The 23,504-nt window shown below is 67.8% G+C and carries 22 protein-coding genes, 1 tRNA gene and 1 pseudogene; 13 read left to right on the top strand and 11 right to left on the bottom strand.

Annotated features, from left to right (window positions below):
- Nucleotides 1-38 precede the first annotated feature (38 nt).
- On the bottom strand, nucleotides 39-2,033 hold the full coding sequence (nosZ, locus tag ACMGFE_RS06430; protein WP_436924247.1) for a TAT-dependent nitrous-oxide reductase: 1,995 nt from the start codon (nucleotides 2,031-2,033) through the stop codon (nucleotides 39-41).
- A gap of 2 nt (nucleotides 2,034-2,035) precedes the next feature.
- Nucleotides 2,036-2,584, bottom strand: coding sequence for a plastocyanin/azurin family copper-binding protein (locus ACMGFE_RS06425; protein ID WP_436924246.1), 549 nt, complete (start codon nucleotides 2,582-2,584; stop codon nucleotides 2,036-2,038).
- Between the two features lie 201 nt (nucleotides 2,585-2,785).
- On the opposite strand from ACMGFE_RS06425, the gene ACMGFE_RS06420 reads away from it, so the two are divergent.
- A tRNA-Glu gene (locus ACMGFE_RS06420) sits at nucleotides 2,786-2,860 on the top strand.
- Nucleotides 2,861-3,125: 265 nt separating this feature from the next.
- Here ACMGFE_RS06420 and ACMGFE_RS06415 read toward each other — a convergent pair.
- Nucleotides 3,126-4,670, bottom strand: a complete 1,545-nt coding sequence (locus ACMGFE_RS06415) for a DUF1508 domain-containing protein (RefSeq protein ID WP_436924245.1) — start codon at nucleotides 4,668-4,670, stop codon at nucleotides 3,126-3,128.
- 193 nt (nucleotides 4,671-4,863) lie between these two features.
- Between ACMGFE_RS06415 and ACMGFE_RS06410 the strand changes: the two genes are divergently transcribed.
- The 5 genes from ACMGFE_RS06410 (at nucleotide 4,864) to ACMGFE_RS06390 (ending at nucleotide 9,227) form a co-directional block, all read left to right on the top strand.
- Complete coding sequence (locus ACMGFE_RS06410; RefSeq protein ID WP_436924244.1) at nucleotides 4,864-5,940, top strand: aminotransferase class I/II-fold pyridoxal phosphate-dependent enzyme; 1,077 nt, start codon at nucleotides 4,864-4,866, stop codon at nucleotides 5,938-5,940.
- A 175-nt stretch (nucleotides 5,941-6,115) separates the two neighbouring features.
- Nucleotides 6,116-6,490, top strand: coding sequence for a translation initiation factor IF-5A (locus ACMGFE_RS06405; protein ID WP_415382035.1), 375 nt, complete (start codon nucleotides 6,116-6,118; stop codon nucleotides 6,488-6,490).
- A gap of 1 nt (nucleotide 6,491) precedes the next feature.
- Nucleotides 6,492-7,298 carry an agmatinase gene (speB, locus tag ACMGFE_RS06400; protein ID WP_436924243.1) on the top strand — a complete coding sequence of 269 codons (807 nt, stop codon included), beginning with the start codon at nucleotides 6,492-6,494 and terminating at the stop codon, nucleotides 7,296-7,298.
- Between the two features lie 98 nt (nucleotides 7,299-7,396).
- A complete protein-coding gene (locus ACMGFE_RS06395) occupies nucleotides 7,397-8,377 on the top strand; it encodes a DUF8528 domain-containing protein (protein ID WP_436924242.1) in 981 nt (326 codons plus the stop codon).
- Between the two features lie 82 nt (nucleotides 8,378-8,459).
- On the top strand, nucleotides 8,460-9,227 hold the full coding sequence (locus tag ACMGFE_RS06390) for a Nif3-like dinuclear metal center hexameric protein (protein WP_436924241.1): 768 nt from the start codon (nucleotides 8,460-8,462) through the stop codon (nucleotides 9,225-9,227).
- 11 nt (nucleotides 9,228-9,238) lie between these two features.
- Here the strand turns inward: ACMGFE_RS06390 and ACMGFE_RS06385 are convergent, their stop codons facing one another.
- Nucleotides 9,239-9,562 carry a tRNA-binding protein gene (locus ACMGFE_RS06385; RefSeq protein ID WP_436924240.1) on the bottom strand — a complete coding sequence of 108 codons (324 nt, stop codon included), beginning with the start codon at nucleotides 9,560-9,562 and terminating at the stop codon, nucleotides 9,239-9,241.
- A 195-nt stretch (nucleotides 9,563-9,757) separates the two neighbouring features.
- Here ACMGFE_RS06385 and ACMGFE_RS06380 point away from each other — a divergent pair, with 195 nt between their 5' ends.
- The gene (locus tag ACMGFE_RS06380) at nucleotides 9,758-10,945 is read left to right on the top strand and encodes a redox-regulated ATPase YchF (protein WP_436924239.1); all 1,188 of its coding nucleotides are present in this window, start codon (nucleotides 9,758-9,760) and stop codon (nucleotides 10,943-10,945) included.
- Nucleotides 10,946-11,028: 83 nt separating this feature from the next.
- The gene (locus ACMGFE_RS06375; protein WP_436924238.1) at nucleotides 11,029-11,604 is read left to right on the top strand and encodes a SprT-like domain-containing protein; all 576 of its coding nucleotides are present in this window, start codon (nucleotides 11,029-11,031) and stop codon (nucleotides 11,602-11,604) included.
- A 56-nt stretch (nucleotides 11,605-11,660) separates the two neighbouring features.
- Here ACMGFE_RS06375 and ACMGFE_RS06370 read toward each other — a convergent pair whose 3' ends face one another.
- Nucleotides 11,661-12,737: an SDR family oxidoreductase gene (locus ACMGFE_RS06370; protein WP_436924237.1), complete on the bottom strand. Its 1,077-nt coding sequence runs from the start codon at nucleotides 12,735-12,737 to the stop codon at nucleotides 11,661-11,663.
- A gap of 2 nt (nucleotides 12,738-12,739) precedes the next feature.
- Complete coding sequence (locus tag ACMGFE_RS06365; protein WP_436924236.1) at nucleotides 12,740-14,320, bottom strand: succinic semialdehyde dehydrogenase; 1,581 nt, start codon at nucleotides 14,318-14,320, stop codon at nucleotides 12,740-12,742.
- Between the two features lie 110 nt (nucleotides 14,321-14,430).
- On the opposite strand from ACMGFE_RS06365, the gene ACMGFE_RS06360 reads away from it, so the two are divergent.
- Both ACMGFE_RS06360 and ACMGFE_RS06355 read left to right on the top strand, forming a co-directional pair.
- Nucleotides 14,431-15,471, top strand: a complete 1,041-nt coding sequence (locus ACMGFE_RS06360) for a deoxyhypusine synthase (RefSeq protein ID WP_436924235.1) — start codon at nucleotides 14,431-14,433, stop codon at nucleotides 15,469-15,471.
- Between the two features lie 136 nt (nucleotides 15,472-15,607).
- The gene (locus ACMGFE_RS06355; RefSeq protein WP_436924234.1) at nucleotides 15,608-17,116 is read left to right on the top strand and encodes a phosphoenolpyruvate carboxykinase (ATP); all 1,509 of its coding nucleotides are present in this window, start codon (nucleotides 15,608-15,610) and stop codon (nucleotides 17,114-17,116) included.
- 206 nt (nucleotides 17,117-17,322) lie between these two features.
- Here ACMGFE_RS06355 and ACMGFE_RS06350 read toward each other — a convergent pair.
- The 3 genes and pseudogenes from ACMGFE_RS06350 to ACMGFE_RS06340 form a co-directional block, all read right to left on the bottom strand.
- Nucleotides 17,323-17,438 (bottom strand): annotated as a pseudogene (locus ACMGFE_RS06350) (ABC transporter ATP-binding protein); the annotation flags it as partial.
- 44 nt (nucleotides 17,439-17,482) lie between these two features.
- Complete coding sequence (rtcA, locus tag ACMGFE_RS06345; protein ID WP_436924233.1) at nucleotides 17,483-18,496, bottom strand: RNA 3'-terminal phosphate cyclase; 1,014 nt, start codon at nucleotides 18,494-18,496, stop codon at nucleotides 17,483-17,485.
- Between the two features lie 239 nt (nucleotides 18,497-18,735).
- The gene (locus tag ACMGFE_RS06340) at nucleotides 18,736-19,020 is read right to left on the bottom strand and encodes a hypothetical protein (RefSeq protein ID WP_436924232.1); all 285 of its coding nucleotides are present in this window, start codon (nucleotides 19,018-19,020) and stop codon (nucleotides 18,736-18,738) included.
- Nucleotides 19,021-19,511: 491 nt separating this feature from the next.
- Between ACMGFE_RS06340 and ACMGFE_RS06335 the strand changes: the two genes are divergently transcribed.
- Nucleotides 19,512-20,930, top strand: coding sequence for an FAD-dependent oxidoreductase (locus tag ACMGFE_RS06335; protein ID WP_436924231.1), 1,419 nt, complete (start codon nucleotides 19,512-19,514; stop codon nucleotides 20,928-20,930).
- 10 nt (nucleotides 20,931-20,940) lie between these two features.
- On the opposite strand, the gene ACMGFE_RS06330 is transcribed toward ACMGFE_RS06335, so the two are convergent.
- Nucleotides 20,941-21,570, bottom strand: a complete 630-nt coding sequence (locus ACMGFE_RS06330) for a class I SAM-dependent methyltransferase (RefSeq protein WP_436924230.1) — start codon at nucleotides 21,568-21,570, stop codon at nucleotides 20,941-20,943.
- Between the two features lie 268 nt (nucleotides 21,571-21,838).
- Here ACMGFE_RS06330 and ACMGFE_RS06325 point away from each other — a divergent pair, with 268 nt between their 5' ends.
- Together ACMGFE_RS06325 and ACMGFE_RS06320 are read left to right on the top strand one after the other, a co-directional pair.
- Nucleotides 21,839-22,033, top strand: a complete 195-nt coding sequence (locus ACMGFE_RS06325) for a cold-shock protein (protein WP_436924229.1) — start codon at nucleotides 21,839-21,841, stop codon at nucleotides 22,031-22,033.
- A gap of 147 nt (nucleotides 22,034-22,180) precedes the next feature.
- A complete protein-coding gene (locus tag ACMGFE_RS06320) occupies nucleotides 22,181-23,020 on the top strand; it encodes an ion transporter (RefSeq protein WP_436924228.1) in 840 nt (279 codons plus the stop codon).
- A 9-nt stretch (nucleotides 23,021-23,029) separates the two neighbouring features.
- Here the strand turns inward: ACMGFE_RS06320 and ACMGFE_RS06315 are convergent, their stop codons facing one another.
- Nucleotides 23,030-23,338 (bottom strand): hypothetical protein, encoded by a 309-nt coding sequence (locus tag ACMGFE_RS06315; RefSeq protein ID WP_436924227.1) that lies wholly within the window; start codon nucleotides 23,336-23,338, stop codon nucleotides 23,030-23,032.
- Nucleotides 23,339-23,504: the final 166 nt, after the last annotated feature.

Below are 23,504 nucleotides of genomic sequence, written 5' to 3'. Positions count from 1 at the left end.
CCGCGCGGCTCAGGGGGTCGCTGGTCGGTCCCGTCCGGTCACTCGCGCGGTTCGACGATCATCCGCGAGCGCATCTCCAGGTGGAGCGCGCTGCAGAAGTACGTACAGTAGATCCAGTAGACGCCGGGGTCGTCCGCCGTGAACGTCACCTCGCGGGTGTCCTGCGGGGCGATGGCGAGGTTCACGTCGTGTTCGGGGATGGCGACGCCGTGGATGATGTCGCGCACGCCCTCGACGTTCGTCATCGTCAGGCGGACCTCGTCGCCCTCCTTGACGGTGAAGTCGAACATCCCGTACTCCGAGCGCTTCGAGGACGCCTTGACGTGGACCGACCGCTCGCCCGTGCGCTCGACGCCCGAGTCCTCCTCGGTGACGAACGGCTTCTCGCCCTCGTAGTCGGCCTTGTCCCACGTCGTCGCCGGGCTGATCTTGTCCTTGTGGGCGAAGATGCAGTCGTGGGGTTCGGGGTAGGCCGGGTGGTCCGCGACCAGTTCCATCTCCTTCTCGCCGTCACCGATGTGGATGAGCTGGTCGTTGTCGGGGTGGATCGGCCCGACCGGGAGGAACCGGTCCTTCGAGAGCTTGTTCAGCGAGACGAGCCACTCGCCGTCCGGGTCGGTCGTCATCGCTTCCAGCGCCTGGATGTGCCCGGGGTTGTAGTGGACGTCTATCTTCTCGATGACGGGGTCGGACGAACCGAGTTCGGCGTTCGCCGCCTCCTCGATGTCCCACTTGGCGACCTGCGAGTCGATGAACAGGCTCGTGTAGGCGTGGCCGTTGCCGTCGAAGGTGGTGTGCAGCGGCCCGAGACCGACCTTCGGTCGACCGGCGACTGCGTCCGTCGGGTCGTCGACCTCGCCGATCTTGTCGAGGTCGAGCATCGTCACCGTCGGCGAGAGCTTGCCCGCGATGAACGCGTACTTGCCGTCCGGACCGACCTCGACGCAGTGGGGCGACTTCGGCGTCGAGACGTAGCGGACGAGCGGGTCGTCGCCCTGGTTCAGATCGCTGTCGCGGGTCCCGTCGACGATGGGGACGCCGTTGATCTCCTCGTAGTCGCCGTTGTCGACGGCCTCCTCGATGGCTGGGATGTCGAAGACCTTCGCGTAGTCGCGGTCGTCGTGGGTCATCCCCTGGATCTCGACCGCTTCCTCGCTGTTGTAACAGGAGGCGATGGCCCAGCGGCCCTCCTTGCCGGTGTCGACGATGTCGAGGTTGCCGTCGACTTTCACCTGCCAGGCCGTCTCCATCGACTCTGGGTCGACGGCGGAGAACAGCGCGGTGTACTTGTCGGGGTCGTTGACGTGGCGGCCGTCGTTGGGCAGCGGCGTCCGGAACTCGCCGTTCCCGAGGATGTACTTCGTGTCGGGCGAGAGGACCGTACACCCGTGGACCGACTGGACGTTGGGCACGTCCACGATGGCGTCCGTCTCGAAGTACTTGAGGTTCACCCGCGCGATGCGGCCGTTTGCCTTGTCGTTGACGTAGAGGTACTCGCCGTCGTAGTCGCCGTCCGTCTCGGAGAGGTTCGGGTGGTGGTTGTCACCCCAGGTGTAGCCGCCGCCCTCGTTCTCCAGCATCTCCGTCGACTGGTCGTCGTAGCCGTACCCGCGGGCGCACTCCGTGTTGAACACGGGGATGCGCTGGAGTTCGCGCATCGACGGGATGCCGATGACGCGGATCTCCCCGGAGTGACCGCCCGACCAGAAGCCGTAGTACTCGTCTTTCTCGCCCGGTGCGACCACGTGGCTGTGGGCGGCCGACGAGCCCTGCGACCCGCCGCTGTCGCTGGGCGTCGCGCTGTCCGGCAGCGCCGTCTGACACCCGGCGAACGCGCCGGCCGCGCTCGCCACACCCGCCGCGGCGCCCGCTTTCATGAAGTCGCGCCGACCGAGTTCGAGACCCCCGAGTTGCATCGAGAACCCGTCGTCGTCGTCGACGGCCGCCGGGTCCTCGACGTCCTGGAGGAGGTCGTTGATCTGTCGCTCGTGTTCCTCGACGAATCGTTCCGTATCGTTGTTGTCGTCACTCATGATTAGACCACCTTGACCGAACCGACCATCCCGTTCAGCTCGTGGGGGATACAGTAGTACTCGTACGTGCCGGTCGTCTCGAGCGTGACCTCGTAGGACTCGCCGGAGGGGATGTTCCCCGCCTGCTCGCTACTGTAGGCCTCCGAGGCGGCGTCCTGGGAGTCGAAATCGCCCGACGCGAAGTACGTCGCGCCGTCGGGAATTTTGTCCTCGTAGGCCGTGACGGTGTGGCCGATGCTGCCGACGTTCTCGAAGGTGACCGTCGTCCCGGCCTCGACCTGGATCTGCTTGGGCTCGAACCCGAGCTCGTCGGTCATCTTGACCGTGCTCGCCTCGGTCCACTCCCCGCCCGAACCGCCGTCGCCGGACGGTTCCGGTGTGTCGTCGGCACTCCCGTCGCCGTCGGATCCGCCGTCGGCGCCCGATCCGCCGTCACCGCCCGAGTCCGACGACTCACCCGGCGCGGCCGAACACCCGGCGACCGCACCGCCGGCGATAGCCGCGCCCGTGACCCGTAACAGCTTCCGTCTGGATGGATCGATGCTGGTCATCTACACCCGTAACTGGACGGGTCTCACACATATACCGGCCAGCGCGTTCCCGGCCGACCGGAACCGTCGCGAATATGTTCGCCACCCCCTGGTGACCCGCCGAGCATTCGGTCCACGGGAGTCGTCCGCACACGCGACCGAGAGAGACGAGTTTTTATACCACCGGTTCAATCTCCAAAATACGACGTCGACGCGTCGTGGGCTCCGTTGGTGTAGTCCGGCCAATCATTTCGGCCTTTCGAGCCGATGACCTGGGTTCAAATCCCAGACGGAGCATCTTTCTTCGTCACTTCGTTCCGCAGAAAGACGCGCACGGCTGGGATTCGAACTACGGCAGACCGAACGAGGTGAGGTCTGGCATCGAGTTCAAATCCCAGACGGAGCATCCTCTTCCCATCCCGTTCGCTCAGGAGTCGCCAGCGGCGACCCCAGAATCAAAAACGTGGTCCTGCTGAGCGGGACGCCGTTCGGTGGTGAATGGGCGGGCTCGGCTTCGCCTCGCCCGCGTGAACTGCGCTGGGTTCGCCTCCCAGCGAGAGGCTTACTCGTCCAGGTCGGCGTTCGGCGCGTTGCGCTTGACGCTCTCGACGCCGTCGCGAGCGCCGGACCGGTCGGCGTAGCCCTGGCCGCTGTCCATCAGGATGTTGCCGTTGCGGTGGCGGAGCCGCCAGCGGTGCTCGCCGCCGCGGTCCTCGTAGATCTCGAACGCCGCGCGACCGATGTCGAGGACGTCCGCGTCGGGCGCGTACTCGCGCACCCGGTCGACCGCGACGTTCGCCTCGTCACGGGAACTGTAGCCCTCGCCGCTGTCGGCGACGATCTGGCCGTTCGCACCGTGGAGCCGCCAGCGGGTCTCGCCTGCCCTGTCGTCGTAGACCTCGAATTCGAGGTCCTCGACGTTCTCGCGGATGCGGTCGACGGCGCGGTTGGCGTCGTTGCGCCGGGTGTAGCCCTCGCCGCTGTCTGCGAGGACGTTGCCGTTGCGGTGGACGAGCCGCCAGCGCCACTCGTCGGCCGCGTCGCGATACACCTCGAAGCCGGTCGGGTCGAACCAGAGGTAGTCGGCCGGACCGGCGTACTCGCGCACGCGGCCGATCGCCCGCCGAGCGTTACTACGCGAGGCGTACCCCTCGCCGCCGTCGCCGAGGACGTTCCCGTTGTCGTGGCGCAATCGCCAGCGGTACTCGCCGGCGCTGTCTTCTTCGAGTTCGAACGCGGCCCGGCTCTTCTGCTCCTCGACGGGTTCGAAGTCCTCGTCTTCGTCGGGGAGTTCGGCCTCGCGCTCGTACAGGAGCGTCGTCGCGCCGAGGGCGTTCCGCCGGACGCTGGCCATTCCCTTCTGGGCGTTGTGTTTGCGCGTGTACCCCTGGCTGCTGTCCGCGACGATGTTGCCGTTGCGGTGGCGGAGCCGCCAGCGCCACTGCTCGCTGGCGTCCTCGTACAGTTCGAACCGGGCCTGGCTCGTCCGCATCGAATCGACCGTCGCCTGCAGTTCGGACTGCGCGGCCGCGCCGGCGTCGGCCTCGCTGCGGGTCTCGTCGAGGTCGTTCTCCAGCCGGTCGCGTTCCTCGCGGACCGCGGCCAGTTCGGCTTCGAGTTCCTCCGTCCGGTCCTCGCTGGTTGCGAAGTCGTCGTGCGTCCCGCTACTGAGCAGCGGGGCGACGAGGCCGACGAGCGTGATGATCGCCATCCCGAGGGCGTAGAGGACGATCACCGGCTGATTCCCGGTTTCGACGCTCCAGCCCGCGGGGAACACCAGCACGAACCAGGCAGCTGCCGCGAAACAGACGGCCTGTCCGAGGTAGGCCGCGTAGTTGGCCCACGGCTGGAGCGGCAGTCTGATGACCGGTCCCGCGACGAGCATCGCAAGCCCGACCGCCGCGACGAAGACGCTCACCTCGCGGAGGGTGAGCCCGGAACTTCCGACCGCCGACGTGCTCGGCAGGAACAGGACGATGCCGAGCGTCCCCAGGACGAGTCCCGTCAGGAACACCCAGTACCCCCGAACCTCGTCGTGCGTCGTCGGTTCACCGACCCGCTTCCGATACACCCCGTACAGTATCCCGTCGTTTGTCTCCGAAGACATGTTTCCATAGTATAAATACACGGTAACTATTTAAGTAATTCCACGGTACTTCCAGGCTTCCAACCGCTCTGTGCCGGCTGAACCTGCCTGATTCGCGGTCGAAGTGGGCGCTACGGCCGCGTCTGTAGCACACTGGACAGGTCCGTGGCGTTCGGACGGGATCCTTAACCGTCGAACGGCCGCAGTGTCCGACATGGACATCGAGCCGTTCGCGCTGGAGCGCTGGCTGGCCGAACACGAGCACGAGGCGCCGGTCAACCTCGGCGACAGCGGCGTCAGGCCCCTCGAAGCAGCCCGCTTCGACACTGACCCGGGACGACTCGGGTACGTGATCCCGACGAACGGCGACCCGGACCTGCGAGCGAGCGTGGCCGACCGGTACGACCGCGGCGCGGACGAACTCCTCTTCACCTGCGGGACCCAGGAGGCGAACCTGCTGGCCGTCCTCGCGACGCTGGAACGGGACAGCCACGCCGTCTGCGTGACGCCGACCTACCAGTCGCTGCACTCGCTGCCGGCCGCCGTCGCCGAGGTGACGCGCGTCGAACTCGCCGCGCCGGAGTGGAGGCTCGACCCCGACGACGTCGCCGAGGCGATCCGTTCGGACACAGACCTCGTCGTCCTCAACAACCCGAACAATCCCACGGGCAGGATCCACCCGCAGGAGACGGTCGACGCCGTCTACGACCTGGCGGCCGCCGCGGACGCGTATCTCCTCTCCGACGAGGTGTACCGGCCGCTCGCCGAATCGGACGAACGGGTCGAACCCGTCGCCTCCATGGGACCGCACGGCCTCAGCACCTGCGGGCTCTCGAAGGGGTGGGGCCTACCTGGACTGCGCTTCGGCTGGCTCGCCGGCCCCGAGGAGGTCGTCACCGCCGCCTGGGAGTGGAAGGACTACACGACCATCTCGCCCTCCGCGTTCGGTCAGCACGTCGGCCGGCAGGCCATCGAGCGCGAGGACGAACTCCTGGCGGAGAACCGGGCGCACGTCCGCAGGAACCGCGACCTGCTCGACGCGTTCGTCGACGAGTACGGCCTCGACTGGCACCTCCCAGCGGGCGCGACGGGCTTTCTGACCGTCCCCGAGGCGTTCGAGTCGAGCGAGGACTTCTGTCGAGCGCTCGCCGACGAGGGCGTCGTCGTCGCCCCGGGCGAGACGTTCGACCGTCCCGAGTACGTCCGAGTCGGATTCGGGGCCGACCGGGCGACGCTGAGCGATGGACTCGACCGGATGGGGCGCGTCGTCGAGGACCGCCGCTCTGGGTGACCGAGCCGGCAGTGTGCCGTCCGGCGCTCCGTCGGTCGGTCTCGCGCGGGGGTCGTCGTCCTGGGTCCTCGCTGCTGTGGGATCCGGAGGCACTGCGCTGGGACGGCCTGTCGGGGTTTCCGGGCCGGAGACGCGTTCCAAACCGTTTATACCGGTCGCTCGTTTACGGCGCGGTATGGCAACGAAGCAGGTCGAGGTTCGCGATCTGGACGAAGGAAGCTACGTCATGATTGACGACGCTCCCTGCAAGATCAACGCCTACAGCACGGCGAAACCCGGCAAACACGGCAGCGCGAAGGCCCGCGTCGAGGCCGAGGGCGTCTTCGACGGCAAGAAGCGCAGCCTCTCCCAGCCGGTCGACGCGAAGATCCGCGTCCCGATCATCAACCGCAAGCAGGGCCAGGTCGTCTCGACCTCCGGCGACGAGGCCCAGGTCATGGACCTGGAGACCTTCGACACGTTCACGCTCGCACTCCCGGACGGCGTCTCGATGGAGCCCGACGACGAGATCGAGTACCTCGAGATGGAAGAGCAGCGCAAGATCGTCTAGGATGTTCCCCGGCGCGGACGCCCGGCGCGAGGACGCCGACTACGCGCTCGTCGGCGCGCCGCTCGACGCATCGACGTCGTTCGAGCCCGGCGCCCGCTTCGGCCCCCGCCGCGTCCGCCACTTCGCGGAACACTTCGACGACTACGACCACCACACCGAACAGCGGTTCTCTTCGCTCTCGGTCTACGACCACGGCGACGTCGGCCCCACCGCCGACGTCGACGAGTACCTCACCTTCCTCCGCGGCGCGCTCTCGGACTTCCGCGAGGAGGGCGCGGTCCCACTGGTCGTCGGCGGGGAACACACGGTGACCGTCGCCGGCGTCCGCGCGGTCGAGCCCGACGTGTTCGTCTGCGTCGACGCCCACCTGGACCTCCGGGACTCGTACGCGGGCGACCCGCTCAGTCACGCGACGGTGACTCGCCACGCCCTCGACGTCGCCGACCGGGCCGTGATCCTCGGCGCCCGCACCGGAAGCGAGGCCGAGTGGGACCGTGCGAACGAGTCGGACGTGACCGTCGTCCCGCCCGCCGACGTGAGCGACTGGCGGCCTGACCTCGCGGACGACGAATCGGCGTATCTGAGCGTCGATATCGACGGGTTCGATCCCGGCTACGCGCCCGGGACCGGGACGATGGAACCGTTCGGCCTCGCGCCGCGCGAGGGGCGCCGGATCGTCCGAGAACTTGCGCCCGCGGTCGACGGGTTCGACGTGGTCGAAGTGAACGACCGCGACGACGGCCAGTCGGCAGTGCTCGCGGCGAAACTGCTCCGGGCGTTCGTCTACGCGCACGCGTCGGATCGATAGCCGAGGCCGCGACAGGTCATGGCGGAATCGGCGGTCGGGTGCGAGTCGGGGCGGCCGGCACCGACCGTTTTACGTCCGCCGGGGTGTAGGGTGCAGACATGGACCGACTCTCGTCGTGTTACTTCTGTGGCGCGGCCCTCGACGCCACGCTCGAAGAGCGCCCCGTGGTCCCCTCGTCGCTCCACCCCAGCACCGACTCCCAGCAGACCGTCGTCCTCTGTGTCACCTGCAAGCGAAAACTCGACGCCGTCCTCGGGACCGTCCTCGACGCCGTCGAGGCCGGTGAGGTCGCGGCCGACGACCGATCCGGCGGGACCGCCTCCCAGTCCACGGGAGCCGAAGCGTCCGGTGACGAGCTCGAGTCGACGCTCGGCGACGACGAGGACATCCTGACGCCGGTCGGCGACGACGCCGACGACGACCCGGCGGACGCTGCGGACGCGTCCGAGATGCAGTTCGGTGACGATCGCGACGCGACCGACGACGACTCCGGATCGACGGCCGAGGGCGCCGGTGCCGACTCGGGCGACGACTCGAACGACGACTCGGAGGACCCCTCGAAGAAGCCGAAGTACACGAACTCGCGCGGTGCGGGCTTCCGTCGCGAGGACGAGGGCCCCGTCGACACCGGGTCGCTCACCGGCGGCGCCTTCTCCGACGGCGACGATGACGACGAGTCGGACGCGGGATCGCTCACCGGCGACGCGTTCGCGGACGACGGCACGGGCGCGTCCGCGAGCGGAGGTGGTGATTCGTCGAACACACAGTCCGGGGCCGACGGCGCGTCGGGATCCGCCGCCGACAGCGGGTCGGCGTCGTCGGACGACGACGGGAGCGGTTCGACCGACGGCGATGCGAGCGGCCGACAACGCGACGTGTCGCTGACGCGCCTGGAGAACACGAAGGTGATGCGCCTGCTGGAGAACAGGGAGTTCCCCGTCGACAGGGACGAGTTCGTCACCGTCGCGGCCAACGCCTACCAGGTCTCCCGCGACGACTGCGACAAGGTGATCGACCTCGCCGTCGAGCACGGCCTGCTCCGCGAGGAGAGCGGCCAGCTGTACGGCGGCGACGCCTAGTTCGCCGACCCGGCAGCCCCCCGGTTCCCACTCGCCGAGAGCAGCCGCAACCACTACGGTCCCGTCCGGCGAACCGCGAGCCATGGACCTCTCGACGCTGTGCGAGCGGTACGGCGACCGATTGGCGCTCGACGACTACGCCGACGTGGACACCAGTCCCAACGGCCTGCAGGTCGGCCCCGACGAGAAACCGGTCGAGACCGTCGCGTTCGCGGTCGACGCCGTCGAGGCGACGATCGAGGCCGCCGCCGACCGCGGCGCGGACGTACTCGTCGTCCACCACGGCGTCTCCTGGGGCGGCATCGAGCGGGTGACCGGCACGGAGTACGGCCGCATCGCGGCCCTGATCGACAACGACATCGCGCTCTACGCCGCTCACTTGCCTCTCGACGGGCACCCGGAACTCGGGAACGCCGCCGGCGTCGCGGACACGCTGGGTCTCGTCGACAGGAAGCCGTTCGGCGAACTCGGCCCCGTCAGGATCGGCCAGCGTGGGCGACTCGAGACGCCCGTCGAGCGGGGAGACCTCGCCGAGACGCTGATGCGCGAACTGGACACCGGTGGTCGTCCCGTTCCCGTGCTCGACTTCGGCCCCGAAACGGTCGAGGACGTGGCCGTCGTGACCGGCGCCGGCGCGGACTGGCTCGACGAGGCCGCAGCCGCCGACGCGGACGCGTTCGTCGTCGGCGAAGGGAAACACCGCGTCTATCACGAGGCACGCGAGACAGGCCTCAACGTCTACCTCGCGGGCCACTACGCCACGGAGACCTTCGGCGTCCGGTCGCTGCAGGAACTCGCCGAGGAGTGGGGGCTGGAGACCACCTACGTCGACCACCCGACCGGGCTGTAACGGCAGCGCCGTCAGTACAGTTCGCCGCCGAGCGGGACCTCCTCGTCCGGCGTGACGAGGACCGGATTGCCGTCGTCGCCGGGAACGCCGACCGTGAGCGCTTCCGATTCGAACCCCGCGATGCGGACCGTGCCGAGGTCCGTCGCGGCCAGTACCTGTCGACCTTCGAGTTCGTCCGCGTCGTGGTGGTACCCGAGCTGGGCGGCGGATTGTCGCGTCTCCTCGCTCAGGTCGAGCCAGAGTTTGACCATCTCGGGTTTGTTCGCCTCGGGGAACGGCTCGGCGCGGGCGACTTCGGCGACCTGGATCGTCACGTCGAACGGGCTCTCGGGCATGGCAGCCCGATCGACCGATATCGGGTTAACGGTTTCTCCGACCGTCCCCCGTCCCGCGGACCGCCCGGTTGACACTGTTTCGCATCCGACGATTCGCTTGGGAACCCGTATCACGGCGTTCGAGCGTGCCGGAAACGGCCGATCCGACGTATCCGATTGGAAACGCTTTAGCCGCGCGTCCGGATACTGGGGGCAATGAGTTACCGCATCGGACTCGTCGGCAAGCCCTCCGTGGGCAAGTCGACGCTGTTCAACGCCGCGACGATGAACGACGTGCCCGAGGGGGCCTACCCGTTCACGACCATCGACCCGAGCGTCGGCGAGGCGTACGTCCGCGTCGACTGCGCCGCGCCGGAGTTCGACCACTCGTGCACGCCGAACACGGGCTACTGCGAGGAGGGCGTCCGCTTCGTCCCGACGAAACTGGTCGACGTGGCCGGGCTCGTCCCCGGCGCACACGAGGGGCGCGGTCTGGGCAACCAGTTCCTCTCGGACCTCAACGAGACGGACGTGCTCGTCCACGTCGTCGACTTCTCCGGCGAGACCGACATCGAGGGCGAGGCGACCGAGGACCACGACCCCCGCGAGGACATCGACTTCCTGGAAGAAGAGCTCGACATGTGGTACCTCGACATCCTGGAGAAGGGTATCGAACGCTACCGCTCGGGCTACCACGGCGAGGAGCGCGACGTCGAGGTCGACCTGGCCGAGCAGATGAGCGCATTCGGCATCGGCGAGGACGAGATGAAACAGGTCATCCTCTCCCGGGGGCTCGAACTCGACCCCGACGAGTGGACGGATACCGACAGGGAAGCGCTCGCCCGCGAGATCCGCCTGCGGACGAAGCCCATGGTCGTCGCCGCGAACAAGATGGACAAGCCCGCTGCCCAGGAGAACTTCGCCGAGATCACCGAAGAGGAGGCGTACGACCACCTCACCTTCGTCCCGGTCTCGGCCCACGCGGAGAAGGCGCTCAAGTCCGCCGACGAGCAGGGCGTCGTCGACTACCGACCCGGCGACGCCGAGTTCGAGATCGTCGGCGACGTGAGCGCGGATCAGGAAGCGGGCCTCGAATCCATCCGCGAGTTCGTCACCGAGTACGAGGGGACGGGCGTCCAGCGCGCCCTGGAGACCGCGCTCTTCGACGTGCTCGACGCCATCGCCGTGTTCCCCGGCGCGGAGAAACCCCAGGAGGACGGCACCTTCCTCCAGGACTGTTTCGTCCTGCCGGACGGCTCGACCGCCGAGGACTTCGCGTACTTCCTGCACACGGACATCGGCGAGGGGTTCCTGCACGCGATGGACGTCCGTTCGGGCCGGCAGGTCGGCGCGGACACGCAACTCGACCACCGCGACGTGGTCGAGATCACGACGACGAACTGAGAGCGGCGCCGCCGGGGGGAGGACCGGCGCCGCCCTCCGCGAGCGAGCGATTCAAGAGACCGCACGTTCTTGTCGAGGGTATCGTGACGGCGCCGGCGTACGACGAGATCGCGACCCACGAGGACCTCGTGGGGTGGTCGCGCGACTACTGCAAGGACGTCCGCCGCGAGTGGCTGGTCGACGTCCGCTTCGACCTCGTCGAGTGGGAAGTCTCGACGCGAGCCAAGCGCCGGGCGGCCGCGCTCAAGCGACCGAAGATCCCCGAGGCCGAGGTCGGCACGCCCATCGACTGGGAGTCGACGACCGCGGCGGGTGGTCGCCGGGCCGACGGGCGCCCGTTCCCGGCGACGCTGTCGCTGACCTGGGACGCCTTCGACGCCTTCGACCGCGAGCAGTGGGAGTCGACGCTCCGCCACGAACTCGTCCATCTCGAACAGTACCAGCACTGTGGCACCACCGACCACGGATCCGCGTTCAAAGCCCGCGCCCGCGAGCTCGACACCGAGGTCCACTGCGAGACGTTCTCGGACCCGAAGTACGTCCTCCGCTGCGCGGAGTGCGACGCGCTCGTCGCCCGGCGGTACAAGGACTGCAAGCTCGTCCGCCGGGCCGAGGAGTACCGGTCGTCGTGCTGTCAGGCGGCGCTCGCGGTGGAGTAACGAGTATTCTCACGGATCGCCCCGCCGTCCGCTCAGGTCATCGCACAGTCGTCTCCTCAGGTCATCGCCCCCGCGCCCTCGTCGAGGTGCTCGCGAGCGTACGCGACGAGGACGTCCGCGTAGGACGAGAACAGCGGACACCGCACGTCAGTGTCGGCGAGGGCGGCCCGAGTGTTCGCGTCCGTGTACGTCGTCGGCTGGGAGAGGTACGGGAGCGCGGCGGGTTCGATCCCCAGTTCGTTGGCGACTCCCGGGATGCGCTCGGTCGCGACCCGCGCGAGCCCGGTCGTCCCCCTGACGGGGAGGACCCATCGTCCGGCGGCTCGCCCCAGTACTCGCACGAGACGCCGGATCGTCGGTGGATGCGGGTTACAGAGCTGATAGACCTCGCCGACAGAGTCGTCGCGCGCCGATATCGCGGCCATCGCGTCGACGACGAAGTCACGGGGGACGACGTTCAACCGGGTCGCGGACGGCCGGAGCGGAAGCGGGACTGCGGCGACGGGCCACTGCCGGAGCATCAGCTTGAGCAGGTAGTACGGCCCGTCGAACTTCTGGGTCTCCCCCGTCTGGCTGTCCCCCACCGCGATCGCCGGCCGGTACACCGTCGCCGGGAACCCCTCCCTCATCCGGCCCCGGACGAGCCGCTCCGCTTCGAACTTGGTTGCCTCGTAGTGGTTGTGGAACGACTGGCCGACGTCGAGGTCTTCGTGCGTGAAGGTCCCTCCGTACCGGCCGCTGACGTAACACGTGCTGACGTAGTGGAACCGGTCGACGTCCGCACCGACCGCGAAGTCGAGCACGTTCCGGGTGCCGTCGACGTTCACCCGGTCGGCCAGCGGTCGCGCGACGCCGAGGTCGTACACCGCCGCGAGGTGATAGACGACGCGCGCGTCTCGCCGGAGCGCGTCGTAGTCGTCGACCGCGAGTCGGGGGTCGGTGATGTCGCCCTCGACGAGCCGAACCCGATCGCGGTCGACCCCGGCCTCGTCGGTCAGCGTCGCGGCCCGCTCTTCCGCTCGCTCCCGGTAGTGGGGCTGGACGAGACAGACGAGGCGCTCGTCCGTGCGCGCGAGCAATCGCGACAGCAGCGCCGACCCGAGGAATCCCGGGAACCCGGTGAGCAACTGCATCGTCACTCACCCAGCGGCGAACGCTCGCGAAGCCAGCGGAGCGCGCGGACGCCCGCCGTCGTGGCCGCTGCGGCGGTGCGGTCGGGAACGGCGTCCGGGAACGCCAGCGGGTGGCCGCGCTGGGTCGTCACGGTCTGCGATTCGGTGTAATCGAGGACCCCCTCACGCCCGTGGCGGCGGCCGATCCCCGAGTCGCCGACGCCGCCCATCGGTGCGTCCGTCGACAGCCACATCGCCCGGTAACCGTCGTTTATCGAGACGGTCCCGGTGTCGAGCCGACGGGCGACGCGCTCGCCGCGGTCGGCGTCGCCGGTCCAGACGCTCGCGTGGAGGCCGTAGTCGGTGTCGTTGGCCCGCTCGACGGCTTCGTCGACGCCGTCGACCGGCACTATCGAGACGACCGGACCGAACGTCTCCTGGCTCGCGGCCGTCGCCTCGGCCGGCAGGTCCGTGAGGACCGTCGGTTCGTACACCCACGGACCCACGTCTTCACGCCGCTGGCCCCCCGTCTCGACCGTCGCACCCCGCTCGCGGGCGTCATCGACGTGCGATTCGACCGTTTCCAGCTGTTCGGCGCCGATCAGCGACCCGACGTCGGGGCCGTAGTCGAACCCCAGGCCGAGGTCCTGTCGTTCGGTCGCGTCGACGAACAGCTCGCGGAGTTCGTCGTACACCGGCCGCTCGACGTAGACGCGCTCGGTCGCGATGCAGAGCTGGCCGGCGTTCGCGTAACAGCCGTTGATCAGCCCGCGGACGGTCGTCTCGACGTCGGCGTCGTCGAGCACGAGCGCGGCGTTCTTCCCGCCGAGTTCCAGCGAGGCGTCGACGAGGTGTTCGCCCGCGAGGGCGGCGACCTCGCGACCGACCGCGGTGCTCCCGGTGAACCGCAGGTGGTCGACTCGCGAGATCAGCGGCTCGCCCAGTCGCTCGCCGTCGCCGGTCACGATCTGGAAGAGGTCGGTCGGCAGCCCCGCGGATTCGAGGAGGTCGACCGCGACGAGCGCGGAAAACGGCGTCTGCTCGGCGGGCTTCAGGACGGCACCGTTGCCGGCAAGCACTGCGGGCAGCAGGTCCGAGACGGCGAGCGTGAGCGGGTAGTTCCACGGCGAGATACAACCGACGACGCCGACGGGTTCCGCGTGCTCGACCGTTCGCGTGAGCCCCGGAATCGCGCCGGAGCGGCGCGCTGATTCGAGATGGGCCGGGCCGCGTCGGGCGTAGTACTCGGCGGTGGCGACGACGTCGAGCACTTCTTCGAGCGCGTCGAAGCGCGCTTTGCCTGTCTCTAGCTGGACGACGTCGAGCAGGTCGCTCCGGTTCGCGGTCACCGCGTCGGCGAACCGGCGGAGCACGTCGGCCCGCTCGGAGACGGGTCGAGCGGCCCAGTCTGCCTGGGCGGCCCGCGCTCGCTCGACCGCACCGGCCGCGTCCTCGGGCGCACAGGCCGGAACCGACCCGAACCGCTCGCCGGTCAGCGGCGTCCTGACCGACGCCGACTCCCTGTCGCCGACGGTCGTGACGCCTCTGCAGAGGCGCTCCCGGTCGCGTTTCGACAGCGCGGAATCCGCGCGAGACGTTACCATGCGCACTGTCAGGGTACCTGGCTATTTCGGTGTTTCCCGTCGACGGGATCCGCCGCCGCGCTCGGGGCGAACCGCGGGCTTGAAGCGCGCGGGCGGCCGACGGGCGAGCAATGAGCGACGAGACGCCACGCGAGACGTTCGAACACGACCCCATCGGCCACGCGGAGGCCCGGGCGGGCATGACCGTCGGCGAACTCGCCGAGGAGTACGGGAACGCCGGCATCGGCGCCAGCGCCCTCCACGAGGCGGTCGACGTCTACGCCGAGATGCTCGACGACGACGTGACCAACTTCTTCGGCCTCGCCGGCGCGATGGTCCCGACGGGGATGCGACGCATCGTCGCCGACCTGATCCGCGACGGGCACGTCGACGCGCTGGTCACGACCGGCGCGAACCTCACCCACGACGCGATCGAGGCAATCGGCGGCAAACACCACCACGGGCAGGTCCACGAGGAAGGCAAGACCGAGCGCGAGCACGACGAGCGCCTGCGCGACGAGGGCGTCGACCGCATCTACAACGTCTACCTCCCCCAGGAGCACTTCGCGCTGTTCGAGGACCACCTCCGCAGCGAGGTGTTCCCGACGCTCGAAGCCGAGTGCCAGGAGGGCGGTGGAGACGGCGGAGGCGGCGCCGTTAGCATCCAGCGCTTCACGGAGGAACTCGGCCGAGCGAACGCCGCGGTCAACGACCGCGAGGACGTCGAAGAGGGCGCGGGCGTCGCGGCCGCCGCGTACGAGCACGACGTACCGATCTACTGTCCGGCCGTGCAGGATTCCGTGCTGGGCCTCCAGGCGTGGATGTACTCGCAGACGAGCGAGTTCACGCTCGACGCGCTGGCGGACATGACGACGATCACCGACCAGGCGTTCGAGGCGGAGGAGGCGGGCGCGATGGTCGTCGGTGGCGGCGTGCCGAAGAACTACACGCTCCAGACGATGCTGGTGGCGCCGGACGCCTACGACTACGCCGTCCAGTTGACGATGGACACTCCCGAGACCGGCGGACTCTCGGGCGCGACGCTGGACGAGGCGCGCTCGTGGGGCAAACTGGAGAAAGCGGCGCGCAACGCGTCGGTGTACGCCGACGCGACCATCACGCTCCCCCTCGTGGTGGCGGCCGCCCGCGAGCGTGTCGAGAACCGCGACTGAGCAGTTCCTGCCAGAAAGACCTGCGACCCGCCCAACGATTTACTCGGGTTTTAAAAATTAATTCTATGGAAGCAATTATCAAACGATCGGTTGTCAAACTACCTTTATCACGGTCGGATGTGAACGAATGGGTACGATGTCACAATACGGGACACCGATAGAGTCCCCGGCCGCGGCGCTCGCAGACCCCCGGACAGCGGACAACGTCGTGTACGACCCGACGCTCTCGGAGCTGCGCGAGTTCGCGCGAGAGAAGGAGACGACGACGGAGTACGGTTCGCCGTCGTACGTGAGCGAACACCAGTCGCGTAACGCCGACCTGACGGAGAACGCGCTCGGCGCCGACTTCGGCGCCGCCGACTACGAGCACGTCGAGACGGCCCTCGACGCTGCCGGGGACCGCGAGATGGTCTGTCTGGACCGCCAGCTCGGCCGCTACCCCGAGAACAGCTACGTCTGCCGCTACTACGTCCCGAAAGAGTTCAGCCGGATCGCGCTGTCGTGGGCCAACCTCCTCGAACCCGCGCCGGAGGGGGCCAACCCCGACTTCACGACCGTGCAGGTCCCCGACGCCGACGACGTGGCTATCCGCGTGCTCCCCGACGAGGGATTCACCGCCGTCCTCGGCACCGACTACTCCGGCGAGGCCAAGAAGTCGTTCCTGCGGCTGTTCATGCTCGACGCCAAGCGCCAGGGCGGCCTCGGCCTCCACGCCGGCACCAAGCGCGTCCGCCTCGAAACCGACGACGGCGACCTGGAGACGGTCGGCCAGGTCTTCCTCGGCCTCTCGGGCACCGGCAAGTCGACGCTCACCGCCCACGGTCTGGGACTCGAGGCCCCGGAAGATGCGACGATGCTCCAGGACGACGTCTGCGCCCTGCGTGAGGACGGCACTGTCGCCGGGAGCGAGGGCGAGGGGCTGTACATCAAGACGATCGGGCTCAGCCCCGAGGAACAGCCGGACCTCTACGAGGCCGCGACCACCGAGTCGGCGGTCCTGGAGAACGTCGACGTCGCCGACGACGGGACGGTCGACTTCGACAGCGACGCCCACACCGCCAACGCCCGCGCCATCGTCCGGCGCGAGCACCTCCCCTCGGCCGACGAGGACATCGACCTCCCCGCCGTCGACCAGGTGTTCTTCATCACGCGCAACCCCGCGATGCCGCCCATCGCGAAGCTCTCGCCCGAGGAGGCCGCCGTCGCGTTCATGCTCGGCGAGTCCGTCCAGACCAGCGCCGGCGACCCCGACAGCGCGGGCGAGGCCATCCGCGTCGTCGGGACCAACCCCTTCATCGTCGGCTCGGAGGGCGAGGAGGGCAACCGCTTCCGCGGCCTCGTCGCCGACCTCGACGTAGAGGCGTACCTCCTCAACACCGGGACCGTCGGCGACCGCGACGTCGGCGTCGACGACACCGTGACGCTGCTCCGCGAGGTCAGTCGCGGCCGCGTCGAGTGGACCGACGACCCGACGACGGGGCTGACCGTTCCCGACGTCGTCCCGGAACTGGACGTGAGCCGCTTCGACGTCGGTGACGCGCTGGCGGACGCCGACGATCGGATCGCGGACCTGCGCGAGGAGCGCCGCGAGTACCTCGACGAGTTCGAGGATCTGGACGAAGCGATTCGAACGGCCGTCTACTGACGGATTGGTTCACTGCCGAGCGACCCTCGTTTCAGGCGTTCTCGGGCCGCTCTCGACACTTCGCAGATCAGCAGTCCGCGTCCTCGAGGTGCGCGTAACGGGAAACCGGTCTTAGACGTCCCCGCGCGTCCTGCCGACGAATTCGTCCAGCAGGTCGTCGATTTCGCCCGCCTGGACGGCCAGAGGTTGGCGTAGAGGCCGTCTTCTCAGAGCAGTTCCTGATGCGTGCCGCGCTCGACGACCCGGCCTCCTTCCATCACCAGGTCGAGTCGGCGTCGGTCACCGTCGAGAGCCGGTGGGCGATGACGAAGGTGATACGGTCGGCCGTCAGGCGGTCGAGCGCGACTCGAGCGGAAAACGTGTCAGTTACCGATCAGCGACGAGCGCCGGCGTCCGACCGGACTCGTCGACGGTCACCTCGCGGCCGAAGGCGGCGAGCAGATCGCGGTTCGAGGACACGTGATCGGTGACACGTGGGATCGAGATCCGACCGCCCGCGATGGCGAGAAAGACCAGCAGCTGGTCGGCGAGGTAGGCGTCGACGGCCGCCCCGGACTCCCTCCATCGACGGATCGCGTCTGTCGCCTCCCGCGCCACGTCCTCGGCCGATTTCGTGGGGGCCCCGTACGCGTCGAACCCGACCGGCGAGCCGCCGGCGTCCACGTGGATCGTCACGACCGAACCCGAGCTCTCGGCCGCCGCGTACGTCGTGTGGTGGTGAACCACTTCGATGCCGAGGCCAGCGACCGCGTCGGTCGCGGCGTCCGCCTGGCGCTCGGCGACGTCCCCGTCGGCGAGATCCGCGGACGCTTTCGAATAGACGCGAGCCGTCATCGGTCGTCCCGGTTCGACGAGATCGAGCGGTGAGAGCGTCGACGGCCAGAGTCGGAGCGTCGCGCGGCCGCCACCAGCCGGATAGAACCCTGTCCGGTCGCATTCGACGGTGGCGGCGATGCCCAGCCGGCGAAGGAGCGGAATCTTGACCTGACGGTAGTACGCGAGCGGGGGCGACCACTTCACGTCGGTCCCGCCGGTCGCGGTGATCGTCAGCGGTTCGTCGATCCGGGTCGCCAGCGGCAGGAACGTGTCGAACAGGAGCGTGAGGCTCCCGGCGGTCCCGATCTCGGTCTCGTAGCGGCCGCCGGAAGGCGCTTCGGGCTCGAATTGCACCGTCTCCGAACCCTGCTCGGCGCCCTCGACGTCGGCGTCGCAGACCGCCGCTGCCATCTCGACCGCCGCCCGGTGCTGCGGTTTGAGTCCCGGTGTCGAGCGCCGTCCGCGAACGTCAGCTATCTGGACGCCCTCGCCATCGAGCATCGAGAGCGCGAGCGCAGTCCGAACCAGTTGTCCCCCGCCCTCGCCCCCGTCGACCTCCAACATGGCGGGCGCTTGCCCGCGGTCCGGTATATGCTTCCCGGTGATCGCTCGGAACTGGAAAACGAGATCCTCCCCGTCGAGTCGACCCACTGGGTCGGTACGAGCCGGTCGGGCCGCCGTCGCGAAACGCTACCCGAGCGGCGTTAGGCCGTCGCTGGCGGGATTTCGGTGAAGGGCGGACTCGCCGCTCGTGACTCGGTACTGCGACCGCGAGGAAGGGGGAACGGGCTGCGTCGCGGTCCTCACTCGGTCCGGCTCTGGACCATCCGCTCGACGCGGCCGACGAGGGTGTCGCGACCGGTTGCGCGTCTGACCATGTCGCTCATCTTCGTCTGCTCGAAGTAGCTGGCGAACGCGAGGATCGTCGGCGGCCAGAGGCCCACGAAGATCCCCTGTTCTTTGTCACCCCGGGCGTAGAAGAAAAACCACGACAGCGCCACTGACCCGGCCGCGAGGATCACCGCGGGATCCGTTCCTGTTTCTTCCGCCGCTCGCATCGCTTCTTGCTGTTGACCTTGTGACTCCATGCACCCGTCCTTTGGCCGGAACCGGTTTAGTTAGCCACTGAGTAGCCGAGACAACCCGTGGTTATCGCCCGACGGAGCTGAACAACCCGAACTTACGCACGGAAACGCCCGGTTACTCGACACGTGACCGGGCCAGCGACGCCGCCAGCGAGCTTCCGTGAAGGGCGATGTGGAAACCGACTTGCCGGCCGACGACGTAGCGCCGCCCGGCCAATGACGATCCGCGCGACAGAGCCGGCCTGACGACCCGGCCGTGACGACCCCTATGAGTTCCGAGGCCACCGATTTTCGACCAGTAGCTGCCCGCTAGTCTGCCCGATCGGTCCGCGCTATCGAGCGCAGACCCGGCCGCGAGCCGTCCGGAACCACAGATACCGGCCCGACCGCAGATCGTCGATGAGCGGTTCGCTGCCCGTCGAAAACGACGGCGAAGAATATGAGTTATCAGTCTGGAACGCACGCCGCAACATAGCGACCGCGAACGCACAACAATGTCTGGCAAATACGACCTGGTTATCGTCGGCGGCGGGATCAGTGGGGCATCGCTCCTGTACACGACCGCGAAGTTCACGGACATCGGATCGATCGCGTTGATCGAGAAGGAGTCGGAGATCGCGGCGATAAACTCCCATCGGACGAACAACTCGCAGACACTCCACTTCGGGGACATCGAGACGAACTACACGCTCGAGAAAGCCGAAGAGGTCAAGGAGGGCGCGGAGCTGCTCGCGGGCTACCTGGAGCACTACGACCCGGACCGCGAGATGCACGCAAAGCGGAGCAAGATGGTACTCGGCGTGGGCGACGAGGAGGTCGAGTCGCTCGAACGCCGGTACCACGACGAGGGTTTCGGCGACCTCTTCCCGAAACTCCGGCCGATCGAACGCGAGGAGATCGCCGAGGTCGAACCAAACGTCGTAGAGGGACGCGACCCCGGCGTCGACATGCTCGCGCTCCAGACGCCGGACGGGTACGTCGTCGACTACGGCCAGACGACGAAGTCGTTCGTCGAGCGAGCGGCCGAAGAGTCGAACGTCGACGTGTTCACCGGGACCGAGGTCACGGACATCACGCCGACGCTGGACGGCTACACCATCGAGACGACCGCCGGCCGCTTCGACTGCGACGCCACCGTCGTCGCCGCCGGTTCCCACAGCCTCCAGATCGCGAATGAACTCGGCTACGGCGAGGACAAGGTGTTACTCCCCGTCGCGGGGAGCTTCTTCCTCGCTGACGACCTGCTGAACGGGAAGGTGTACACCCTCCAGATGAAGAAACTGCCCTTCGCCGCCGTCCACGGCGACGCCGACGTCCACGACCCGAGCATCACGCGGTTCGGGCCGACGGCGAAACTCGTCCCGACGCTCGAACGGGGTCGGATCTCGACGGTCGAGGACTTCCTCGATGTGTTCGGCCTCAACGCGGCGGCGTTCCTGAGCTACGCCAACATCCTCTCGGACAAGGTGTTGCTCCCGTACGTCCTCCGGAACCTCGTCTACGACGTCCCGGAGGTCGGGCCGCGACAGTTCCTCCCGCACGTCCAGAAGGTCGTCCCGAGCGTCGAACTCGACGACATCGAGCGCGCGAAGGGGTACGGTGGCGTCCGCCCGCAGATCGTCGACACCAAGAACAAGTCGCTGGACATGGGCGAGGCGAAGATCGTCGGCGACGACGTCATCTTCAACATCACGCCGTCGCCCGGCGCCTCGACGTGTCTGAAGAACGCGATGCGGGACACCCGAACGCTGATCGGCTTCCTCGGTGACGACTACGAGTTCGACGAGGCGGCCTTCCGCGCGGACACGATCGACAACTTCCCGCGCGGCGAGCCCGCCGACGGCTCGGTCGACTTCGACACCGCCGACGCGGCCGGGAGCGCCGACGCCGCCGACACCGCGACCGACGACTGACGCCGTCGACTCACCGGGCGCGAAACGCCCGGACCGTGTCTCGCTTGCCGTCGCGTCGGTCGACCTGCTCGAAGCCGAGGTCGGCGAAGATGTCCTTCCAGTTTCGATAGTAGAGCGGGAATTCGTCGCGGACGTAGTTCACGTCCGGGTCGTCCTCGTTTTCCACTCGGTCGGCGTCCGCGGCGGCCGATTCGATCTCCACGGTGACGAGCAGTTCGTCGGTGATCCGGGCGATCTCCTCGAAGACCCACTCGGCGTCCGGGTGGATGTGCTGGAGCGTCTGGACGGAGTAGACCGCGTCGAAGCGGTCGGTCGCGAAGTCGTCCACGAGGGCTTCGATGGAATCCGCGTAGAACGTACCGGTGTCCCAGAGGTCGGGATACTGTTCGGCCATCACGTCGAAGGCCTCCTCGTTGAGTTCGATGCCGGAGAGATCCTCGAATCCGCCGTCGAGGAGGTGCGCGAGGTGACGCCCGGAGCTACAGCCGAGTTCGAGCACTGACGCCTCGTGCGCGACGTGCTGGGTCAACAGATCGAGAACCGACTCGCTCGTCTCGTCGGGACCGTAGTAGGCGTAATACTCCGGCGAGTACTCGCCCGAACGGCCCTCCCACTGGCGCCGGACGTCGTTAGAATCCACACCGAAACGCCGCGCGGAAGACGTATAGTCTCGTCGGCCGACGCCAGACCCGCTACCTACGTCGACACGTACCACACGCCCTGAAACTGTGGATATCGGCGGAGGTGCCGTTCGATGTGCGGGTTCAGTCACTTTACCGACGCGTTTTCTGGAAATGCTGACGATCGTCCACCTTGCAACAATTTTTAGAAAATCCTCCCTGTAATTTTCTCGATTTCGGTAAGAATGCGGAATACTTATACGTGTACCCGGCATTCGTTAAATTGTAATGGCAAACGGTAAGGTTGATTTCTTCAACGACACAGGCGGTTACGGTTTCATCGACACCGAGGATGCTGACGACGACGTATTCTTCCACATGGAGGACGTTGGCGGCGAGGATCTGACGGAAGGGACCGAGATCGAATTCGAAATCGAGGACGCCCCCAAGGGCCCGCGCGCGACGAACGTCGTCCGCGCCTAACTGAGGTTCGCACCGTCGCCTGACGGCGACCGAACGCACCTTGTTTTACTGGACGCTACCCCGACGAGCGACGGCCTCCTCGCAGCGACAGAGGAAGTCGCGACAGCGACCGGTGGGATTCTATAGCGCGACACACACCAACAGTGTATGGCGAGCGCCGCGTCGACGCCGCCGGAGGAACTCCGCGAGCGGGTCCGGTTCTACCTGCTGGATCACCGGACGCTCGCGGGCAAGGTCATCGACATCGCGTTGCTCGTGTTAAATCTGGTGTTCGTCGCGGTCTTCGTCGCGCAGACATACGTCGTCGACCCGACGGCGGAGGCGCGCCTGTGGACGCTCGAAGTATCCATCGCCGCCGTCTTCGCCGCCGAGTACGTGCTCCGCCTCTACGGCGCGCGGGACCGACTGGCGGAGTTCGCCAATCCCTACACGATGGTCGACCTGCTGTCGGTGCTCCCGACGGTCGCCGTGCTCGTCGCCCCGGTCTCGGCGGCCATCCTGAACGTGGGGTTCCTGCGCGTCCTGCGAGTGGTCCGCGTCCTGCGATTCTACCGGTTCACGCAGGACGAAGAGTTCTTCTTCGGGACTGTCTCGGCGGGCGCCCTGCGCGCGATGAAACTCCTGTTGACGGTACTGGTCGTCCTGTTCGTCTCGGCGGGACTCTTCTACAGCGTCGAGCACCGGGCGAACCCCGGGGTGTCGAACTTCGGCGACGCGTTCTACTACGTCGTCGTCACCCTTTCGACGGTCGGGTTCGGCGACATCGTCCCCGTGACCCGGGCGGGACGGTGGGTCACCGTGGCGAGCATCCTCGGGGCGATCATCCTCATCCCCTGGCAGGCCGGGAAGATCGTTCGAGCCTGGACCAGCGACGACGAGATTCAGGTCACCTGTCCGCAGTGCGGGCTCACCGGCCACGACCCGGACGCCTCTCACTGCAAGGCGTGTGGACACGTCATCTACCAGGAGTACGACTCGCCGGAGTGACGGCCCCGCTCAGCTGTCCGCGCGTTCGTCGGCCGCTCGCACGTGCTCGCGGGCTTCCTCTGGCGTCATGCCGCGGACGCCACAGGAGCACGAGCGCAGTTCGGGGTCGGTCAGATCGTCCACCTGCTCGACGCGGTCGCGTTCGAGCCGGCCCGAATCGAGATCGTACTCGAAGTAGACCCGATGGTTGACCTGAACGACGCCCTCGATCCGATGGTCTTCCTCGGGGTCCGGGTTGGCGATGGCCTCCGCGTGTTCGGCCTGCATCGCGTCTTTCCACTCGTCGAGGGACGCTTCTGGGTCACGATCGTCGGTCATGGCGAACCGAATTAGCCGGCGAGCAAAAAAGCCGACGGCCGCCGATCACGGCACCAGAGCCCACCGAGGTCCCGAAAATGACATATTTCAATTGTACAAATCCCTCTGTTATGTTTGGGAGATTATGACTTATCACCGATCGCGGCCCTCGCCGTCTCGGACGAGA

Source organism: Halosimplex amylolyticum (assembly GCF_051414035.1).
Classification (GTDB): domain Archaea; phylum Halobacteriota; class Halobacteria; order Halobacteriales; family Haloarculaceae; genus Halosimplex; species Halosimplex amylolyticum.
This window is presented reverse-complemented; position numbering and strand designations above follow the sequence as displayed.

Excerpts from the sequence above, each read along its gene's own strand:
- nosZ (WP_436924247.1), bottom strand. The coding sequence starts at position 2,033 with ATGAGTGACGACAACAACGATACGGAACGATTCGTCGAGGAACACGAG.
- ACMGFE_RS06425 (WP_436924246.1), bottom strand. The coding sequence starts at position 2,584 with ATGACCAGCATCGATCCATCCAGACGGAAGCTGTTACGGGTCACGGGC.
- ACMGFE_RS06415 (WP_436924245.1), bottom strand. The coding sequence starts at position 4,670 with ATGTCTTCGGAGACAAACGACGGGATACTGTACGGGGTGTATCGGAAG.
- ACMGFE_RS06410 (WP_436924244.1), top strand. The coding sequence starts at position 4,864 with ATGGACATCGAGCCGTTCGCGCTGGAGCGCTGGCTGGCCGAACACGAG.
- ACMGFE_RS06405 (WP_415382035.1), top strand. The coding sequence starts at position 6,116 with ATGGCAACGAAGCAGGTCGAGGTTCGCGATCTGGACGAAGGAAGCTAC.
- speB (WP_436924243.1), top strand. The coding sequence starts at position 6,492 with ATGTTCCCCGGCGCGGACGCCCGGCGCGAGGACGCCGACTACGCGCTC.
- ACMGFE_RS06395 (WP_436924242.1), top strand. The coding sequence starts at position 7,397 with ATGGACCGACTCTCGTCGTGTTACTTCTGTGGCGCGGCCCTCGACGCC.
- ACMGFE_RS06390 (WP_436924241.1), top strand. The coding sequence starts at position 8,460 with ATGGACCTCTCGACGCTGTGCGAGCGGTACGGCGACCGATTGGCGCTC.
- ACMGFE_RS06385 (WP_436924240.1), bottom strand. The coding sequence starts at position 9,562 with ATGCCCGAGAGCCCGTTCGACGTGACGATCCAGGTCGCCGAAGTCGCC.
- ACMGFE_RS06380 (WP_436924239.1), top strand. The coding sequence starts at position 9,758 with ATGAGTTACCGCATCGGACTCGTCGGCAAGCCCTCCGTGGGCAAGTCG.
- ACMGFE_RS06370 (WP_436924237.1), bottom strand. The coding sequence starts at position 12,737 with ATGCAGTTGCTCACCGGGTTCCCGGGATTCCTCGGGTCGGCGCTGCTG.
- ACMGFE_RS06365 (WP_436924236.1), bottom strand. The coding sequence starts at position 14,320 with ATGGTAACGTCTCGCGCGGATTCCGCGCTGTCGAAACGCGACCGGGAG.
- ACMGFE_RS06360 (WP_436924235.1), top strand. The coding sequence starts at position 14,431 with ATGAGCGACGAGACGCCACGCGAGACGTTCGAACACGACCCCATCGGC.
- ACMGFE_RS06355 (WP_436924234.1), top strand. The coding sequence starts at position 15,608 with ATGTCACAATACGGGACACCGATAGAGTCCCCGGCCGCGGCGCTCGCA.
- rtcA (WP_436924233.1), bottom strand. The coding sequence starts at position 18,496 with ATGTTGGAGGTCGACGGGGGCGAGGGCGGGGGACAACTGGTTCGGACT.
- ACMGFE_RS06340 (WP_436924232.1), bottom strand. The coding sequence starts at position 19,020 with ATGGAGTCACAAGGTCAACAGCAAGAAGCGATGCGAGCGGCGGAAGAA.
- ACMGFE_RS06335 (WP_436924231.1), top strand. The coding sequence starts at position 19,512 with ATGTCTGGCAAATACGACCTGGTTATCGTCGGCGGCGGGATCAGTGGG.
- ACMGFE_RS06325 (WP_436924229.1), top strand. The coding sequence starts at position 21,839 with ATGGCAAACGGTAAGGTTGATTTCTTCAACGACACAGGCGGTTACGGT.
- ACMGFE_RS06320 (WP_436924228.1), top strand. The coding sequence starts at position 22,181 with ATGGCGAGCGCCGCGTCGACGCCGCCGGAGGAACTCCGCGAGCGGGTC.
- ACMGFE_RS06315 (WP_436924227.1), bottom strand. The coding sequence starts at position 23,338 with ATGACCGACGATCGTGACCCAGAAGCGTCCCTCGACGAGTGGAAAGAC.